Annotated in this window: 18 protein-coding genes and 3 tRNA genes; 13 read left to right on the top strand and 8 right to left on the bottom strand. The window is 36.0% G+C overall.

Going from position 1 to position 17,948, the window contains the following annotated elements; all coding sequences use genetic code 11:
- Nucleotides 1-98: 98 nt before the first annotated feature.
- Nucleotides 99-845 (top strand): hypothetical protein, encoded by a 747-nt coding sequence (locus JCM15579_RS03340; RefSeq protein WP_054715737.1) that lies wholly within the window; start codon nt 99-101, stop codon nt 843-845.
- 142 nt (nt 846-987) lie between these two features.
- Nucleotides 988-1,446: a DUF4844 domain-containing protein gene (locus JCM15579_RS03345; RefSeq protein WP_083464511.1), complete on the top strand. Its 459-nt coding sequence runs from the start codon at nt 988-990 to the stop codon at nt 1,444-1,446.
- Nucleotides 1,447-1,590: 144 nt separating this feature from the next.
- Here JCM15579_RS03345 and JCM15579_RS20590 read toward each other — a convergent pair whose 3' ends face one another.
- The 5 genes from JCM15579_RS20590 to bcp all read right to left on the bottom strand — a co-directional run bounded on the left by JCM15579_RS20590 (nt 1,591) and on the right by bcp (nt 5,589).
- Nucleotides 1,591-2,223 (bottom strand): S9 family peptidase, encoded by a 633-nt coding sequence (locus JCM15579_RS20590; RefSeq protein WP_218186044.1) that lies wholly within the window; start codon nt 2,221-2,223, stop codon nt 1,591-1,593.
- The gene (locus tag JCM15579_RS03350) at nt 2,187-3,554 is read right to left on the bottom strand and encodes a S9 family peptidase (protein ID WP_218186045.1); all 1,368 of its coding nucleotides are present in this window, start codon (nt 3,552-3,554) and stop codon (nt 2,187-2,189) included. The genes JCM15579_RS20590 and JCM15579_RS03350 overlap by 37 nt, the downstream gene beginning before the upstream one ends.
- Nucleotides 3,551-3,682: a hypothetical protein gene (locus tag JCM15579_RS21750; RefSeq protein WP_262493479.1), complete on the bottom strand. Its 132-nt coding sequence runs from the start codon at nt 3,680-3,682 to the stop codon at nt 3,551-3,553. Before JCM15579_RS21750 ends, JCM15579_RS03350 begins: the two co-directional genes overlap by 4 nt.
- Before the next feature lie 383 nt (nt 3,683-4,065).
- Nucleotides 4,066-5,082 carry a recombinase RecA gene (recA, locus tag JCM15579_RS03355; RefSeq protein ID WP_054715740.1) on the bottom strand — a complete coding sequence of 339 codons (1,017 nt, stop codon included), beginning with the start codon at nt 5,080-5,082 and terminating at the stop codon, nt 4,066-4,068.
- Nucleotides 5,083-5,121: 39 nt separating this feature from the next.
- The gene (bcp, locus tag JCM15579_RS03360; RefSeq protein WP_054715744.1) at nt 5,122-5,589 is read right to left on the bottom strand and encodes a thioredoxin-dependent thiol peroxidase; all 468 of its coding nucleotides are present in this window, start codon (nt 5,587-5,589) and stop codon (nt 5,122-5,124) included.
- A gap of 340 nt (nt 5,590-5,929) precedes the next feature.
- Here bcp and JCM15579_RS03365 point away from each other — a divergent pair, with 340 nt between their 5' ends.
- The 9 genes from JCM15579_RS03365 (at nt 5,930) to JCM15579_RS03405 (ending at nt 11,705) form a co-directional block, all read left to right on the top strand.
- Nucleotides 5,930-6,796: a tetratricopeptide repeat protein gene (locus JCM15579_RS03365; protein WP_054715747.1), complete on the top strand. Its 867-nt coding sequence runs from the start codon at nt 5,930-5,932 to the stop codon at nt 6,794-6,796.
- Nucleotides 6,797-6,948: 152 nt separating this feature from the next.
- On the top strand, nt 6,949-8,121 hold the full coding sequence (locus JCM15579_RS03370) for an SPOR domain-containing protein (protein ID WP_054715750.1): 1,173 nt from the start codon (nt 6,949-6,951) through the stop codon (nt 8,119-8,121).
- 13 nt (nt 8,122-8,134) lie between these two features.
- Entirely contained in the window at nt 8,135-8,416 is a 282-nt protein-coding gene (locus JCM15579_RS03375) for an ATP-dependent Clp protease adaptor ClpS (protein ID WP_054715753.1), read from the top strand.
- Between the two features lie 18 nt (nt 8,417-8,434).
- Nucleotides 8,435-8,899 carry an NfeD family protein gene (locus JCM15579_RS03380; RefSeq protein ID WP_054715756.1) on the top strand — a complete coding sequence of 155 codons (465 nt, stop codon included), beginning with the start codon at nt 8,435-8,437 and terminating at the stop codon, nt 8,897-8,899.
- 10 nt (nt 8,900-8,909) lie between these two features.
- On the top strand, nt 8,910-9,890 hold the full coding sequence (gene floA / locus JCM15579_RS03385; protein WP_054715761.1) for a flotillin-like protein FloA: 981 nt from the start codon (nt 8,910-8,912) through the stop codon (nt 9,888-9,890).
- Nucleotides 9,891-10,087: 197 nt separating this feature from the next.
- Nucleotides 10,088-10,176, top strand: a tRNA-Ser gene (locus JCM15579_RS03390).
- An 8-nt stretch (nt 10,177-10,184) separates the two neighbouring features.
- A tRNA-Pro gene (locus tag JCM15579_RS03395) sits at nt 10,185-10,258 on the top strand.
- A gap of 59 nt (nt 10,259-10,317) precedes the next feature.
- Nucleotides 10,318-10,392: transfer RNA gene (locus JCM15579_RS03400), tRNA-Pro, on the top strand.
- 107 nt (nt 10,393-10,499) lie between these two features.
- Nucleotides 10,500-11,705, top strand: a complete 1,206-nt coding sequence (locus JCM15579_RS03405; protein WP_083464529.1) for an L-serine ammonia-lyase — start codon at nt 10,500-10,502, stop codon at nt 11,703-11,705.
- 65 nt (nt 11,706-11,770) lie between these two features.
- Here the strand turns inward: JCM15579_RS03405 and JCM15579_RS03410 are convergent, their stop codons facing one another.
- Together JCM15579_RS03410 and JCM15579_RS03415 are read right to left on the bottom strand one after the other, a co-directional pair.
- Entirely contained in the window at nt 11,771-14,290 is a 2,520-nt protein-coding gene (locus JCM15579_RS03410) for a hybrid sensor histidine kinase/response regulator (RefSeq protein WP_054715764.1), read from the bottom strand.
- Between the two features lie 118 nt (nt 14,291-14,408).
- The gene (locus JCM15579_RS03415; RefSeq protein ID WP_054715767.1) at nt 14,409-16,067 is read right to left on the bottom strand and encodes a M28 family metallopeptidase; all 1,659 of its coding nucleotides are present in this window, start codon (nt 16,065-16,067) and stop codon (nt 14,409-14,411) included.
- Between the two features lie 414 nt (nt 16,068-16,481).
- On the opposite strand from JCM15579_RS03415, the gene JCM15579_RS03420 reads away from it, so the two are divergent.
- The gene (locus JCM15579_RS03420) at nt 16,482-16,913 is read left to right on the top strand and encodes a DoxX family membrane protein (protein ID WP_083464530.1); all 432 of its coding nucleotides are present in this window, start codon (nt 16,482-16,484) and stop codon (nt 16,911-16,913) included.
- Complete coding sequence (locus JCM15579_RS03425) at nt 16,910-17,425, top strand: hypothetical protein (RefSeq protein WP_054715771.1); 516 nt, start codon at nt 16,910-16,912, stop codon at nt 17,423-17,425. Before JCM15579_RS03420 ends, JCM15579_RS03425 begins: the two co-directional genes overlap by 4 nt.
- Here JCM15579_RS03425 and JCM15579_RS03430 read toward each other — a convergent pair whose 3' ends face one another.
- Complete coding sequence (locus JCM15579_RS03430) at nt 17,426-17,932, bottom strand: DUF4251 domain-containing protein (protein WP_054715774.1); 507 nt, start codon at nt 17,930-17,932, stop codon at nt 17,426-17,428.
- Between the last annotated feature and the right edge of the window lie 16 nt (nt 17,933-17,948).

Raw genomic sequence — 17,948 nt, forward strand, 5'->3', positions numbered from 1 at the left:
ATTATAATTAATAAAAATAGATAGATTAAAAGGTTTATATAATATTAAAATGTAAAAAATATCTTATCTTAAAGATCAATAATCATTTACGCAAAATAATGAATAAAAATCAGCAGTTATTAGCTCATGCCAAAGCAACAGAAGTTAGAGAGGTTGCCAGAACAATTGTTGACTTTTGGAAAGGTGAGAAAATAGATGTAGACAAACAATTTTTGAACAGACTTGAAGAATTAGATGAGCAAAGTATTATTCTTCGGGATTCTTTTGGGAAGTCGCGAAAAGGTACATTTACAGGGAACATGAGAGAGTTGAATAAACAAATTGCAAGTTTGTTTGTGGGAGTAAAGTACCTGGTAAAATCGTATTTGCATCATTCCGATGAGGATAAAAGAAGGGACGCAAAGAAAATTTGGAAGCAAATTGTTGCCCTTGGCGTAAATTCTCACAAGTTGAGTCTTGAAGAAAAGATGCCAAGCTTGCAAAAACTGATAGAAGTAACATTGTTGGGAGACCTGAAACCTAAGGTAGAAAATATAGATGGCCTTAAGGTGTTTATTGTTGGCTTAAGAGATTTGATTAATCAGCTGCAGACTGCCCATCGTTTGAGTATTGAAGAGAAAGTAAAACGAAAACAACGAGTACAGACCACGGCTCAGGCTCATAAGGTACATCGATTATTGAATGAGGAGATTTTGCCTTTCCTGTTTACCCTTCGTAAACTTGATCCTGATAATTACGGTAAATTGGCTAGAATTGCTGAATTGGAGTTGAAGGAAATTAATATGAAAATTAGGGCACGCAGAACCATGTGGGCGAAGAGGAGAGAGGAAACGAAAGAAATGTAATCTATTGTGCGATTGCTTTTGAGATTCTTACTTCAAGTGAGAATCTCAATTGATGACTTTGATACTCTCAGCTTAAAGTGAGAGCATCAAAAAATCCATGCTCAAATTGGTTCTTTATAGAACGGAAGTAATTAAATAACACATGAAATTCAATTTAAAAATGAAGATTCTCTTAATATTAGGATGTGTGATCACATTCATTTCATGCACAACAAGAACATTGAAAACAAAAGAAGGAACTATTAAGAAAATTGAGGCATTTAAAGAAAAGAAAAAGTTTGTAGAAGATAGTTTTTTGCATTACCCAGGAATTGGTGATGAATCCATGAGACCAATCTTATCAAGCAAAATAAATGCAATAGCTAATGATTTCAAGAAAATTGCTAGTTCTGATAAGCCATCCAAAAAGAAATATCAGGATGCCATAGGTGTTGGCTTGAAAAGATTTTCTGATGTTTACCTTAGTGTGGATACTGAAGATAGAGAAAGAATTTGTCTTTACGTTGAAGAGTTGATGGATATTGTAGGTTTAAAAAGTTCGAATGGTCAGCTTAATGATTTTATGTATGGATTTCAACCAGATGAGGTTGTAAGTCAATAAAGATCCTTTCTATTACTTAGCTTTTGAGGGTCTCACTTCAAGTGAGGCTCTCAATTGATAACATTGATTCTCTCAGTTTAAAGAGAGAGCATCAATAAATCCCTGCCAAAGCTGGCAGGGATTTAATATTTAAATAGCTTTCGCTTATTTCTTCAACCATTTGTCTAACCAACTAGCGAATTCGCGCTGCCATAAAATTCCATTTTGGCAACCCAATACCCAGTGATTTTCTTCAGGGAAGTAAAGATATTTTGCAGGAATTCCTCTTAGGCGAGCTGCATTAAATGCTTGCATTCCTTGAGAAGCTACGATGCGATAGTCTTTTTCACCATGAATCACCATGATTGGCGTATCCCACTTGTCAACAAATTTGTGAGGAGAGTTCGCATAAGAACGCTGAGCAATCTTGTTCTTTTTGTCCCAGTATGCACCACCAAGATCCCAGTTTACAAACCACATCTCTTCAGTTTCCAAATACTGAGCCTCAAGATTAAACATACCATCGTGAGCGATGAATGCTTTAAAGCGCTTGTTGTGGTGACCAGCCATCCAGAAAGTTGAGAATCCACCATATGATGCACCAACGCAAGCCAAACGATCTTCATCAACATACTTTTCAGCCTTTACATTGTCGATTGCCGATAGGTAATCTTTCATGTTCTGTCCGCCGTAATCACCAGAAATTTGCTCGTTCCATTCCTGACCGAATCCAGGAAGACCTCTACGGTTTGGCGCAACAATTACATAGTCGTTTGCAGCATCATTTGGAAGTTCCAACGGTAGCTCCAGAACTGAGAAACTGTTCCTTGAGGACCACCCTGGCAATAAAGAACAGCAGGATATTTTTTGTTTTCGTCGAAATGAGGAGGTTTAATTACCCATACCAACATTTGCTTGTTATCGGTAGTTTTTACCCAACGTTTTTCAACAGTAGCAAGGGTCAACTGATCAAGAATGTGCTTGTTCACGAACGAGATTTCTTTCGCCTCACCAGTTTTAGCATCAACATTGTACAATTCAGCAGGTTTGCTCATCGATACGCGTTTTGCGATCAACTTGTCGCCAATAGGATGAACCGATTGATAGTTGTGAACCCCTTCGGTAATTTTGTGAATCTTGCCATCAGCAATGTCCATACGGTAGATTTCGTCAGTTGCATGCCAGTCTGAAATAAAATAGATCGACTTGCTATCCTTGGTCCATGTTAGGTGACCCACATTTTGGTCGAAACCTTTGGTCATGTATTTTGCCTCGCCAGTTTTTAAATCCATTAAGAACAGACGAATTTGATCTGCTTCGTAACCATCGCGCTCCATGCTTTCCCAAGCCATGTATTTTCCGTCAGGCGAGAAGGTAAGGTTGTTGTCATAACCCATCATGCCTTTGGTCATGTTCTTGGTTTCGCCTGATTCTACATTGTAGAAATAGATATCTGTATTGGTTGAAAGAGCGTATTCAACACCATATTTTTTACGAGAAGAATAAGCGATGTTCTTGCCATCAACAGTCCAGCCTACCTGTTCTATTCCACCCCATGGGCGTACAGGAGCTTCCCATTCTTCACCTTCCATGATATCTTTACCGTCTTTTAACATGCTTGCGCGATTAAAATTGGCAACGAAAAGGTGAGTGTAAGTTTCTACCCAGTGATCCCAGTGGCGATAAAACTCGTCGGTAATTACTCTACCGTTGGTTTTTTTCAAATCAGGATGCTTGTCGTGTACATCTTTTCTTAGCTTAACTTCTTTTGAGTAAACAATTTTTGACTCATCTGGTGAGAATTTGAAATCGTTGATTCCACCTTCAACATCAGTCAACTGCTTGCGACCTGTTCCGTCAGCATTCATTTCCCATGCCTGAACCGATCCGCTTTCAGCAGAAAGGAAAGCAATTTTACCATCTTTGGTCCAACGCTCGCCCCACTCTTTACCTGCAGTGTTAGTAATCTGAATAGCATCGCCACCAGCAACAGGAACTGTATAAAGGTCGCGGTACGATTTGTCCTCTTCTTTGTTGAAGTAAGTTACTCCGTAAAGAACTGTTTTTTCGTCAGGCGAGATACTTTCTCCACCCAATCGTCCGAAAGACCATAATACTTCCGGAGTCATAACGTCTGATGCCAATTTGGTTTCAGGAGTTTGTAGGATGAATCTTTTTTTGATTCTTCAGCTTTCTGTTCGCATGATGTTAATCCTGCTACAAAAGCCAATCCTAACAAAAAGTACTTGTTTGTCATGATTGTAGATATTTTGTTGTTAGATATTTTCAGCACCGTAAATGTAAGGAAGAATGAACAATTATCAATTAAGAATTATCAATTTATAAAACAGTAGAGACGCGTGGCATGCGTCTGTTAGTGTGCATGTGTTTGGGGGAGCATTTTTGTGGTAGGTGTGTAAAGGTATTTGTGTTGTGTTATGGTTAGCGAGGGATGAGACGCATGGCATGCTGTTGGATTTGTGTTGGATGAGACGCATGCCATGCGTCTCTACGGGGATTCATTACTTGCAAGATTTCACAGTCCAAACTCCCCCTTTCAAGGGGGATATAGGGGGATGTTCCTACAAAAAAAAGACCCCCGCATTGCGAGAGCCTTTCATTTATATTAGGTATCAGAATTTATTCTACCGGATTGTTGATGGCTTCAATAATCTTGTTTTCCAATTCTTCAGCCAATTCTGGATTGTCGTTGATTAAGTTTTTAACTGCCTCACGACCTTGTCCTAGTTTGGTTTCACCATACGAGAACCAAGAACCAGACTTTTTAATGATGTTGTATTCAACACCCAAGTCAATGATTTCACCAGTTTTAGAAATTCCTTCTCCATACATGATGTCGAATTCAGCTTTACGGAATGGAGGTGCAACTTTGTTCTTTACAACCTTCACACGAGTGTGGTTACCGTTCACTTCATCACCATCCTTAATTTGACCAATTCTACGGATATCCAATCGAACCGATGCATAGAATTTCAAAGCGTTACCACCCGTTGTTGTTTCAGGATTACCAAACATTACACCAATCTTCTCACGCAACTGGTTAATGAAAATACAAGTAGTGTTCGTTTTGTTGATGTTTGCAGTAAGCTTACGCAATGCTTGTGACATCAAACGAGCTTGAAGACCCATTTTTGAATCTCCCATTTCACCTTCAATCTCAGCTTTTGGAGTCAAAGCAGCAACCGAGTCAATTACTACTAAGTCAATAGCCGAAGAACGAATCAACTGGTCAGCAATTTCCAAAGCTTGCTCACCATTATCTGGCTGAGAGATCAATAGGTTTTCAGTATCTACACCCAATTTCTCCGCATAGAAACGATCGAAAGCGTGCTCCGCATCAATAATTGCACAGATACCACCAGCTTTTTGCGATTCAGCAATTGCATGGATTGCCAAAGTGGTCTTACCTGAAGATTCAGGACCGTATATTTCAATAATTCTACCTTTAGGATATCCACCAACTCCTAATGCCATATTTAGCGACAAAGATCCCGAAGAAATTGCAGGTATATCTTCAACGGCTGCATCGCCCATTTTCATGATAGCACCTTTTCCGTAGGTTTTGTCAATTTTTTCCATGGTTAGCTGAAGTGCTTTCAGCTTTTCCTTGTTAATTTCTGCAATGTCTTTGCTCATAATATGTGTTTTAAATATTTTTCCTCTTAAAGCTTTAAGCTATTGTAAATTCATTTCAGAAAGAATCTGATTGGTATGGTCTTTAGTTTTTACTTTCGTAAAAATTTTTTCGATAATACCTTCTTCCGAAATCACGAAAGTAGTTCGAATGACTCCCATATATTCTCTTCCGTATAATTTTTTCATTCCCCAGGCACCATATGCTTCCAAAATTTCTTTTTCGGTATCAGCAATTAAATTGAAAGCCAAATTGTGTTTTGCAATGAATTTTTGATGTGATGCAATTTTGTCGGGGCTAACGCCAACAACTTCAAAACCTAAATTTGTAAGGGCATCGTAATTTTCATTCAAATTACACGATTCCGCAGTACATCCAGGTGTATTATCCTTAGGATAGAAGTAAAGAATTAGTTTTTTGCCTTTGAAATTGTCTAAGCTTAATTCTTTTTCATCTTGGTTTAATCCCTTGAAGTGGGGAGCTTTATCTCCTTCTTTTAAATGTGTCATTTTTCAGAAATTTGAATTACAAATATACCTTAATCCGAATATCAGAACGAATTAATTCGGCTAAAGTTATTAACCCATGAAGTTAAAAAAAATTGCGACCGAAATGGATTTAATAAAGGATCTTTTTTTTAAGATTACGCTCTGATATTTTGTTAATTCAATCTTTCTCTGGTTATTTCGTACTTACACTTTATATATTATCTTTGTTATAAATATTTACTATATTAATATTTTATAATTGTAAGCCTTGTTTTAAGGGAGTTTAAGAGATGAAATTAAGAACAGGCTATGAATAAAATAATTAATATCTCGGATTATTTTTAAGCAAGACATTAATTCTATGAACGATACTATGAGATTACGCAGCACGTTGCTTTTAATCGCTTTGTTTATTGCCCAAATATCATTTGCCCAAAGCTTTAGCGGAGGAAAAACTGAACAGCAAATTGAAGAAGAAGCATTTGCTTTTTTCGATGAGGAGAACTACAGAAGTGCGATGCCTTTGTATCAGGAACTTATGAATGTATATCCTCAGGATCCTGAATACAATTATTATCTTGGAGTTTGCCAGGTGGAGTTGAATGAAAATATTCCAGAAGCAATTAAGCATCTGAAAATCGCTTCAACCAAGAATGTAAATGTGTCAGTTGCTTATTATTTGGGGCGTGCTTTCCATATGAATTATCAATTTAATTCAGCAATTCGTTACTACAGAAAGTTTCAGGAATATTACAAGAGAAAATCAACAGGTATTGATCAATTGATTGTGATGTGTCAGAATGGTTTGCCTTTGGTGAATTCTTATTACGTGCTTGATGTTCGAGATAAAAAAGTAGTTGATAAGCAAGAGTTTTTCAGATACTACAAAATTGATGGTTTTGATGATCGATTGTCAAAGAAAACAAAGAGCATTAAATCAAGATATGATGGAACAGATGATGTAGATGTGGCATGTTTGGCAAACAAAGGACAGTATGTATATTTCTCTAGTTATGGGAAAAATAAAAAAAACGGTAGGGATTTGTATCGTGCCAAGCGTTTAAAAAATGGCAGCTGGGGTGAGTGGGAAACACTAACTGCTTTGAATACGGATTTGGATGAAATTTACCCCTATATGGCAGGTGATGGCCGAACATTATATTTCTGTTCTCAGGGGCACACAAGTATGGAGGATTTGATATTTTTAAATCGATATACAATGAAATAACCGATACTTGGACTGAACCAGAAAATCTTGGTTTTCCAATCAATTCAACTTCTAATGATTTCTTTTTTGCAACAGATGTAAATGATGAGTTTGCTTGTTTTGCCTCGAGTCGTGAGAATGGGAAAAAGGATGTGACGATTTATAAAATTAAGATGTCGGAATATCCAGAGCAAAAAGTGGTAATGAATGCTGAATCATTACCTGAATTGGCTGTGCTAAAAAAAGGAAAAAAAGTTCAGTCAGAAGAACCTGCAGTTGAAATGCCATCCTATACGATAAAATATACGACTAAATTCACTAGCGCTAATTTACCATACTTTAATTTTCAAATTAGTGAAGAATTAACTTACCACTACTTGACGGAGTTTAAATCGAATGAGGCAAAGAATATTTTTATGCAGTCGAAAAATGATAAGTTCAATTCTGATAGCCTTTATAGTGTAACGGAAAATTTAAGAACAAAGTTGGCAGACGCTAATGAGACTGTAAAAGCTAATTTAAGCAAGCAAATTTCAAACTTGGAAGACAAATCATACGATTTGGGAAATCAAGCTAAGCAAAAAATGATACAGGCAAGATCTATTGAATCTGATTATTTGAACAAGCATATTGTAGGAACCATAGAAACAGATGTTGTTGCACAAACAGAAAAGAACGAACATTTGGTAATGAGTTCGGAAAAAGTTCCAGAAAAATCTGAGAATGTAATTGCAGGATATGTCTATCATTTACAGGTAGGAGTTTTCTCAAGTAAGAGAGATCCTAAGTTTTTTGAAGGTTTAAATCCAGTTAAGGAGGAATTGGCAGGTAATGGTAAACTATACAAATACATGGTCGGAAATTATCCAACATTTGCATCAGCCAAATCATCTATTCATGAAATTAAACAATTGTTCCCAAATGCATTTGTAGTTGCCTATAAGGATGGAAAGAAAGCTGATTTAGGTCAGGCAATAAAAATAACAGATCAAAATTATCAGCCTACGGTAGTGGCAAAATCAACACAAAAACCAGCTGTAGAACCTAAGGCGGTAAAAATCAATGGTGGAGAAGTTGTATTCAAGGTTCAGGTGGGGGCTTTTGCAGAAGATGTTCCGCAAGATGTGAAGAATAGACTTAGAGCATTTTCGAAATATAAGATTGAATATACCAATGATTATAGAGGATATACAATTTGCACGGTTGGAAGCTTTGATTCTTATAGCAAAGTGAGTAAATTGAAAATGGAACTTAGAGAAGCAGGATTAAGTGACGCCTTTACTGTTGCTTATTCTGGAAGTGAAAAAGTTACCATTCAGCAAGCATTGGAAATTCTTCGACAATAAAAAAAATGATGATATGAGTAATTACGATGAAGGATATTTGGGTAAGGAAAATGAGGTTTTGGATGATATCATAAATCGTAACACTTTGCTTTTGCATAACGATGATTATCACACTTTCGATTTTGTTGTAGATGCACTTGTTGATATTTGCCAACATGACCCGGAACAGGCAGAACAATGTGCATATATAACGCATTACAAGGGCAAGTGTGATGTAAAAAAAGGAAAAATGAGTGTTATCAGACCAATGAGAGAGGGCTTGGTGAAGAAGGGATTAAAGGTCACAATTGTATAATTTTAGATTTAGAATTTAATGACGGCTTTAATTATTGTATTACTTATTCTATTAGGGGTTCTTCTTTTGTTACTAGAATTTTTGGTGATTCCAGGAATTACCTTGGCGGCAATTGGAGGTGTATTAATGATTGGTGGAGGAATTTACCTGGCCTATGATCATTATGGAAATAACATTGGGCATTTAACTGTGTTGGCTACTATTATTTTCTGTGGAATATCTTTAGTCTTGGCCTTGAAATCTAATACGTGGAATAAAATAATGCTTAAGACAGAGGTAGATTCAAAAGTAGAAAAGCTAGAGGAGGAGAAAATACATGTAGGTGATAAAGGAATCTGTTTATCTCGACTTGCACCTATGGGGAAAATAAAAATTAATAAAACAGTTGTCGAAGCAAAATCTACAGGTGCTTATATTGATGAGAAAAGCAAAGTAGAAGTCATTGGCGTAATGGATAAAATTGTAATTGTAAAACCTATATAAAACGATACAAATGGAAGGAATTGGAACTATAATTCTAATATTTGCTGCTGTAGGAGTCGGGATTTATATCCTGTTTTTCTTTATTCCTGTAGCGCTTTGGTTTTCAGCTCTGTTATCAGGAGTTAGAATATCTTTGATTCAATTGGTATTTATGCGTTGGAGAAAAGTACCACCTAATGTAATTGTTCGTGCCTTAATTGAAGGAACTAAGGCTGGATTAAAGCTTAATAGAGATGAATTGGAAGCTCACTATTTGGCTGGAGGTCATGTTGCGCAAGTTACGCATGCTTTAGTCTCCGCTTCTAAAGCAAATATTGAACTTCCATTTCAAATGGCAACAGCTATCGATTTGGCTGGTCGTGATGTTTACGAAGCAGTTCAAATGAGTGTAATTCCTAAAGTGATCAATACTCCTCCTGTAACAGCTGTTTCTAAAGATGGAATTCAGTTGATAGCAAAAGCAAGAGTTACTGTACGTGCAAATATCCGTCAATTGGTTGGTGGTGCTGGAGAAGAAACAGTTCTTGCACGTGTTGGTGAAGGTATTGTATCATCAATTGGATCATCTGAAACTCATAAATCGGTTCTTGAGAATCCTGATAATATTTCAAGAGTAGTATTGGAGAAAGGTTTGGATGCTGGTACTGCATTTGAAATTTTATCAATTGATATCGCTGATATTGACATAGGTAAAAACATTGGTGCAGTTCTTCAAACCGATCAGGCCGAAGCAGATTTGAAAATTGCACAAGCAAAAGCTGAGGAACGTAGAGCAATGGCTGTAGCTTCTGAACAAGAAAATAAAGCATTGGCTCAGGAAATGCGTGCCAAAGTAATTGAAGCAGAAGCAGAGGTGCCAAGAGCAATGGCTGAAGCTTTCAGAAATGGACAGCTTGGAATCATGGATTACTACCGTATGAAGAATATTGAAGCTGATACAAGCATGAGAGAAAATATCGCGAACCCTAAAGATAAAGGGAAGAAGAAATAAAATTCAATGAATTTTCTTTAAAAGCCGAAAGGGATTTGTTTCCTTTTCGGCTTTTTTAAAAAATAATTTCAAAAAAAATAAAATCTAATCTCATTGATTTATAATTTACTATAATGAGAGCTTGAAAAATCTTTAATTATTGCGAAAAAAATATTTTGCACATCAGAAATTTTTACATACTTTTGCTTCCGCAATCAGGAGAGGTGGGTGAGTGGCTGAAACCACCAGTTTGCTAAACTGACGTACTGAGTAATCGGTACCGGGGGTTCGAATCCCCCTCTCTCCGCTAATTTTCGGGGTGTAGCGTAGCCCGGTTATCGCGCTGCTTTGGGAGCAGGAGGTCGCAGGTTCGAATCCTGCCACCCCGACTGAAAAATTGAGGAGTTAAAAACTTCTCATTGTTATCGAAAAGAGTACCGGATTTTTTCGGGGTGTAGCGTAGCCCGGTTATCGCGCCTGCTTTGGGAGCAGGAGGTCGCAGGTTCGAATCCTGCCACCCCGACTGAGAAGAGAAGTTCATTATTGAGCTTCTCTTTTTTTATACCTACCCAAAATGTAATTCCTTTCATTGCATTTATTAAATTTGCCGCAAACAAAACAACAACAGAAATGGAATCGATTAAAGAATTATATAGAATTGGCTGTGGCCCCTCAAGTAGCCATACCATGGGACCAAGAAAGGCTGCTGAAATATTTTTAAAGCGTCAGCCGGATGCGGACAAATATGAGGTAACACTATTTGGAAGCCTGGCTGCGACTGGAGAAGGTCATTTAACGGGAGTTGCCATTGAGAAGGCATTCTTGAAAAAAGAGATGGAATTGCTTTGGAAGCCCGATGAGGTTTTGAAAAGGCATCCCAATGCAGTCCGATTTAAAGCATTTGATTCATCTAATAATTTAATAGAAGAATGGACTGCTTATAGTGTAGGTGGGGGAGCTATTATAGATGATGAGACTGTAACGGAATCGAAATCGATTTATGATTTGACCACTATGAATCAAATTTTGGAATGGTGCGAAAAAAATAATAAGCAAATCTGGGAATTTGTTGAGCTTTGTGAAGGAAAAGAAATATGGGATTTTCTGGAAGAAGTTTGGCAGGTAATGAAAAGCGCCATTAAGAGAGGAATGAATTGTGATGGCAATTTACCCGGTGGTTTAAAATTGGCACGTAAATCCCATTTGTACCACTTAAAAGCCAAAACATTTAGTGGACCAATGAAACGTAGAGCGATGCTGTATGCATATGCGCTAGCCGTGTCTGAAGAAAATGCTGGAGGAGGACGAATTGTAACTGCGCCTACTTGCGGAGCTTGTGGTGTATTACCAGCAATTCTTTATTTCCACAAGAAATTCTATAAGTTTAGCAAGAAAGATATTTTAAAAGCTTTGGCTACAGCTGGATTGATTGGAAATATCGTAAAATTTAATGCTTCAATTTCTGGCGCGGAAGTAGGATGTCAGGGAGAAGTTGGTGTTGCTTGTGCAATGGCTTCGGGAGCTGCAACTCAACTGCATGGTGGAACTATTTATCAGGTTGAGTATTCGGCGGAAATGGGATTGGAGCATCATTTGGGATTAACTTGTGACCCGGTTTTAGGTTTGGTTCAAATTCCATGTATCGAGCGTAATGTGTTTGCGGCAGCTCGTGCATTAAATCACAATACTTACGCGTTATTATCTGATGGAAGACATCGAATTAGTTTTGATCAGGTAACTGAGACTATGATGAAAACAGGATTAGATTTGTCATTGTCATATAAAGAAACCTCTCTCGGAGGTTTGGCTAGCTTAAAAGGGTTTACCTACAGATAAAAAGATATTGGCTCACTTGAATTTTTATTCAAGTGAGCCAATTATTTTATATCCAGTTCACTTTTTTAAGAAATTAGATGTTTTGCTAGTATTTTTTTCATTGTTTTCATGCTAATAGGCTTGGATATGAAATCACTACAGCCTGCTAACCTGGCTTTTATTTTATCTTCGCTGGTAGAATAGGCAGTTTGAGCAATAATGTTCTGTTCTGGATTAATCTTTTTGATTTCCATGCTTGCTTCGTAACCGTTCATTTCAGGCATTTTTATATCCATAAAAACAATCTTAAACTCTTTCTGTTTAAATATTTCGATGGCTTCAATTCCATTTTTAGCGTGCTCTAAATGGCATTCGGGAGCAATTTCTTCCATTAAAGATTTGAAATAGAGATAATTTATTTCTTCATCTTCGGCAATTAAGATATTCCAACTGTATTCATGTTCACCCGGTTTTATGTAGTTACCTTGATTTGGGATGAAACAATTTTTCAATCTAATAATGAATTTACTTCCTTCGTCAATTTTTGAAATTAATTTAATTTCACCATTGAGCAACTTTACATTTTCTTTAACAATGGATAGTCCTAATCCTAAACCACCTTGTTTGTTGCTAATTTTACCTTCGGCTTGAGAAAATCTTTCAAATATTTGTGTGTGCCTTGTAGTATCAATGCCAATGCCAGTATCTTTCACATACAGCTCTATTATATTTTCATTAACATGATATCCAATTTCAATTGAACCTGAGTTTGTATACTTGAGTGAATTTTCAATAAGGTTGATTAGAATCTTCTTTAATTTAACTTCATCTGAACGAATTAGGCAGTTTTCGTCCTTTAAATCTTTGTGGAGATATAAAGATAGATTTTGTTTTTTTGCTTGAGGCTGAAAAATGGTAAATAACTCAGTTAAAATGTTGTTAAGGTTGAATTCGCTTTCGTATAGCTTTATGTGTTTAGTTTCAAGCGCAGAAATTTCAAGGATGTCATCAATAATCCGTAATAGTTGAAATCCACTATTTTTGATAATGCTGATGTATTGTCTGCGTTTGATTGGAGTGATACTTTCCAATTCAAGAAAATCTGTAAAACCAAGTATTGCATTCATTGGAGTCCGAATTTCATGCGATAGGTTTTGTAGGAATTCCGATTTTAAACGATCGCTTCTTTCAGCAATTTCAATTGCTTTAATAAGTTCTTCGTTTTGCTCTTTATACTCCTTGGCTAAAACTTCGTATTCTTTATTACTTTTTAAAAGTTCTTCTTCAGAAAATTTTCGATCTGTGATATCCTGAACATGAACAATGGTGTAAAGAAATTTACTTTTTGAATCGAAAATCGGACTTACGCTGGTTAGTCCCCACTTTAGATTTCTATTTTGTGTTAGATATCTTTTCTCAATTGTAAATGCCTTTTTGTTGTCTATACAATCTTGATATCGTTGTTTGCTGAGCTCTATATCTTCTGGGTGAGTAATATCAATAAAATTAATTTTTTTTAGATCCTCAGAGGTGGACTCCATCATTTTACAGAATGCGAAATTTACTGATCGAAATTTTTTGTCATCACCTACAATTGCCATTCCAACATCGGAAGCTTCAAATGATGTTCGGAATTTTCTTTCACTTTCGGCAAGTGCGGCATCTGATTTTTTCCTATCAGTAATATCAATTGTTGCAAGCATGGCTTTTGCTCGATTCAAGGAGTTGTAATCCACCGATAGTTTTAGGTAAATCTGCTTGGCAACACCACTTAGGGTTTTAATTTCACCTTCGGTTTCAAATTCTTTTTTACCATTTGCAAGAGCAATAACTTCATCTTTAAAAACCTCGTAGGATTTTGATGTGAAAATTTTATCTAAATTTCCCAATAGTTCTTCTTTTGAACCAGCATCATGCAGTTTTAATGTTGCTAGGTTTACGTCAGTTACTTTAACCTTTTGAGAACAGAGAGAAAGGGATTCAGGATGCTCATTAAAATAATCTTTGAAGTTTGTTATGCCATTTTGCTTTAATTCATCAAGATATTGATAGAGTTCAGAAAACTCTTCTTCCCATAAGGGAACAGGAGAGTAATTGAATAGCGTTTGGTATCTGAGGTTATTAAGGTATCTTTCTTCTTCGGTTTCTTTTATGGGGGTAATGTCTTTTAAAATGCCTCTTAACTCTTTAGGTTCTCCCTTTAAATTGTACTCTATTTTGCATGAAGCTTTTATCCAAATGGTAGAGTTGATTTTTTCGGAAAACCTGAAGGTTGATTCACAATTTACTGATTTCTTACCGAAGCATTCAAAGAGTTTGTTTATAAAACTTGCTTTATCCTCCTGTTTAATACAGTGTAAAAAGCTTTCTTTAGTGTTTCCGAAAATTGTATTTTTTAAACCGAATACAGTTTCGGCGGAATCCGACCAATGAATTTGATTTTTATCGAAGGACCAGGAGAAAGCAACAATCTTTTCTTTGGATAAAACATGATGATAATTGCCAAAGAAATCATGTTCCCTATTATTTAGCGAATCAATCTGTTTACGTAATTTTTCAATTATTTTATGTAATTCAGCTGTATTGTTAGTATATGGCTGATCCATCGGGTATTTGATTAATAGTATGTACTATTAAAATAATAAATTTTAGTGAAGCTTACAAAACAGTTTCTTATTTTGCTAAACAAAAAAAAGAATGGTTGGAAACCATTCTTTTAATTTTTTAGTTGTTCATATAGCTTTCTCTGAGAGCTTTAAATTCTGAACCTTCTTTCCAGTTCGGAAATTTATCTTCGTTAGCCAATTTCCAGCCTACTCTAAACAATAGTTTGGCATCATCGACAACTCCATCCAAATCCCACCAGTCCTCATATTCATCGAAAGGTTTGTGATAGTGGTTTGCCAACCAATATTGCTCTTTCTCCGACATGAATTCTTTTCCTTTTTCCCAATGATCATTATTTCCTCTAACAAATAATGAAGGAACACCAACTCGTGCAAAGCTAAAATGGTCAGAACGGTAATACATTCCTGATTGCGCATTTGGATCAGGCAAAATATAGCGATCCTGATTTTTAGCAGCTTCAACAACATAGTCTTCCAATTCAGATTGTCCATAACCTGTAATCATCACATCTCTCATTTTACCATATGGTAACATCAAGTCATTATTGATATTGGCAACGGTTTTTTTCAATGGGAAAATCGGGTGATCGGCATAATATCCAGAACCGTTCAGTCCTGATTCTTCGGCAGAAGGGGCAAAAAACACGATAGATCTTCTTGGCTTTTGTGGCATTGCTTTAAATGCTTCTGCTATCTCAAACATCCATGCAAGTGAAGTTCCGTTGTCAACAGCGCCGTTGTAAATTGAATCTCCATTCATTTTAGGACCAATTCCTAAATGATCCCAATGTGCAGAATAAAAAATGTATTGATCCGCTAAATCGGTTCCTTTCAAAATACCCAGAACATTATTGGTTTTATCGAAACGAGCTTTGTTGTGGAATTTTAACGATAATTTGGTGTTGAAATCAAAGCCTTTATAATCTGGTTTTTTAGCTTTTTCCAACTCTTCATTTAAATTCTTACCACAAGCATCGAATAAAGTTTCAGCAGTATTCCATGTTATCCAGCCTTCTGCAGCACAACGTGATTGATAATTATCTTTGGGGTGCTGGTATAATTTTGGAACCGAAGCTGAGTTTAAAACTACAGACCAAGGATACCCTGCAGGTTTTGTTTGGTGAATAATTAATAATCCTGCCGCACCTTGTCTTGCAGCTTCTTCGTATTTGTAGGTCCATCGTCCGTAGTAGGTCATTTCATTTCCTTTAAAAAAGCTCTTATCTGTAGAGCCAAATCCAGGATCATTAACCATTACAACTACAGTTTTACCTTTTACATCCAAATCTTTGTAATCATCCCAACCATATTCAGGTGCAACAATTCCATAACCAGCAAAAACCATTTCAGAGTTTTTTAACTCAATATCATCTTGCAATCTTCTTGAGAATATCACGAAATCGTCGCGGTATTTTAATTCTGATTTGCCTTTAGGAGATTGTAATTTTGCACCTTCAGGAACATCAACCGTAACTTCTACCAATGGAACTTCCTGAAAGTAAGAATCTCCATTTATAGGTTCCAATCCCATTTTTTTATAAAGATTGGCAATGTAATTGATTGATTTTGTTTCTCCTTCCGAGAATGGTTTTCTTCCTTGGTACTCATCTGATCCCAATTCTTTAATGTATTCTACCATTCTTTCGGTAGAAATAGCCGATTCGGCTTTTTTAAGCTCCTTTTCAGGATTGCTACATGCAAAAATACTTCCGGTAAGCAGAAATAGAGTTGCTTTTCTTAGCTTATTCAAATTCATCTTTTAGGTTTAGTTTCAAAACTCAAATATACTTACATTTTATCCCATTTATTAAAAATAGAGAGCTTAAACTTACTGCTAGGCAATGGTATGCTTTCCTGAGAGCCTATAAGGCTGTCCTTACATAAAGTAGGTGTCCTTCGCTTAAAAAACTATTCCTTCTGGTTGGTTCGTTTACCTTCTGAAAAGTAAGCCGTCCTTCGTAAAAGTAAGCTTCCCTTCTGGTTAGTAAGTCGCCCTTCGCAAAAGTAAGTGGTCTTCTCGGGACTTTCAGAAGGTTTTATGAAATTCTGATTTTGTAATCTGAATCACAATTTAGTAATAATGATTGTTCTATCTTGCAATTGTAATCAAAATGAATTTCAAGAACTGATTCATTTTTGTAGTTTTAAGTTGAATTTAAGTTGGCGTATCATGAAAGAGAAAAGAAAATATAGAACTGTTGAGATGTTGTTAAGAATTGTAACGGCAATAATCTTAATTCAAACCTTACATTTTAAATTTTCTGGTCATCCACAGGCTATTCATATTTTTTCAACCATTGGAATGGAGCCATGGGGAAGATATGGAGTTGGAGCAATTGAATTGATTGCTGGAATACTTTTCTTTTTGCCTAATTATTGGAAGTTTGCATCCGTAATTACTGCTGGATTGATGCTAGGAGCTATAGGTTTTCATCTTTTTACACCTTTGGGAATAAAGGTTGTTGTGGATGGAGTTTCGGATAATGGACATTTGTTCGCAATGGCTATTGCTGCTTTAGTATTTAGTGTAATACTCATTTGGAGAGCCAATTTTCCTCAGCTATATAGAGAATGCCTTAAAAAAAAGAATGAGGTAAAATGAATGGTTCGTTAAGCTATGATGAGAAATGTTCATGTGCAAAAAGTACTTTCTGTATTTATGTGAGTCAGTCGCAAGATTTTGAAAGTTCAGAAAAGGATTATCTGGTTAAAACCATTACCAATAATGGTTTCTCTGGTATCCTTTATGTAAGTTCGGTTCTTGCAGGTTGGGCAATTGTAGCTGGAATAATTGATTCGATATTGTTTCCTGGAATCATTGTATATGCAATTTTTCATGGGGCTGTGGATTATAAAGTTTTAACACCGCCCATTCTTTTTTTAATAGGTAATATTATGGCAAAACTTGTTTATATAACTCATAGTTTACGTGGAAAAGTAAAGTCTTTGGATATCTTAATCGCTGCATTGCCATATGCCGAATCAGCTTATCTTCTCAGGAAATTTCTTGTAAAAGATAAGCTGATGCGTAGGGCGGTAACTTCGTATTTGGCTTCTCAAAAGAATAAGGTGAAAAAGAAAATGTTAAGTGTGTTTTCTTTAAAAAAGCAGTAGTTATTTCTTTTTAATTGCTTCTATTTGCCCGTAATAGGAAATGTGACTCTTATTATTAGATGTAATAAATAAACTTGTATAGCCTTGTTTAGAGATCTCCATTTTTATTTGATAGGTATCTTCCTTTCCTTTGGCTTTAAACCTTACCTCAAAGCCTTTTTCATTAAGAGTTTTAATTTCTAAATCATCCGCTGTTGTTTCAAAAAGAATGCCTCCTTCATCATTAATTTTTGCAATGTAGGCTCTTCCCCAAAATGGGAGGTAAGCTTTTGTAGAATCCTGATTTAATTCCAATTCATACGAAAAGTTTAAGTCTTTGGTGTACCCAGAACTAGTTGTAAGTGAACGCGGAATGAATGTGAATTTTTGATTGTTTACCAATTGTTCTATTTCCTGCATTTTCAATTCTTTCTTTTGTTGCCTTTTAGCTTTTCCGCTAAGCTGAGCAAAACTGTTTGCAGAGGCTAACAGGCAAATTATTACAACTATTAATTTGATATTTTTCATGTTTTTACTTTTTAGT

The organism is Marinifilum fragile JCM 15579 (assembly GCF_001310955.1).
In the GTDB taxonomy this organism is placed as follows: Bacteria; Bacteroidota; Bacteroidia; order Bacteroidales; family Marinifilaceae; genus Marinifilum; species Marinifilum fragile.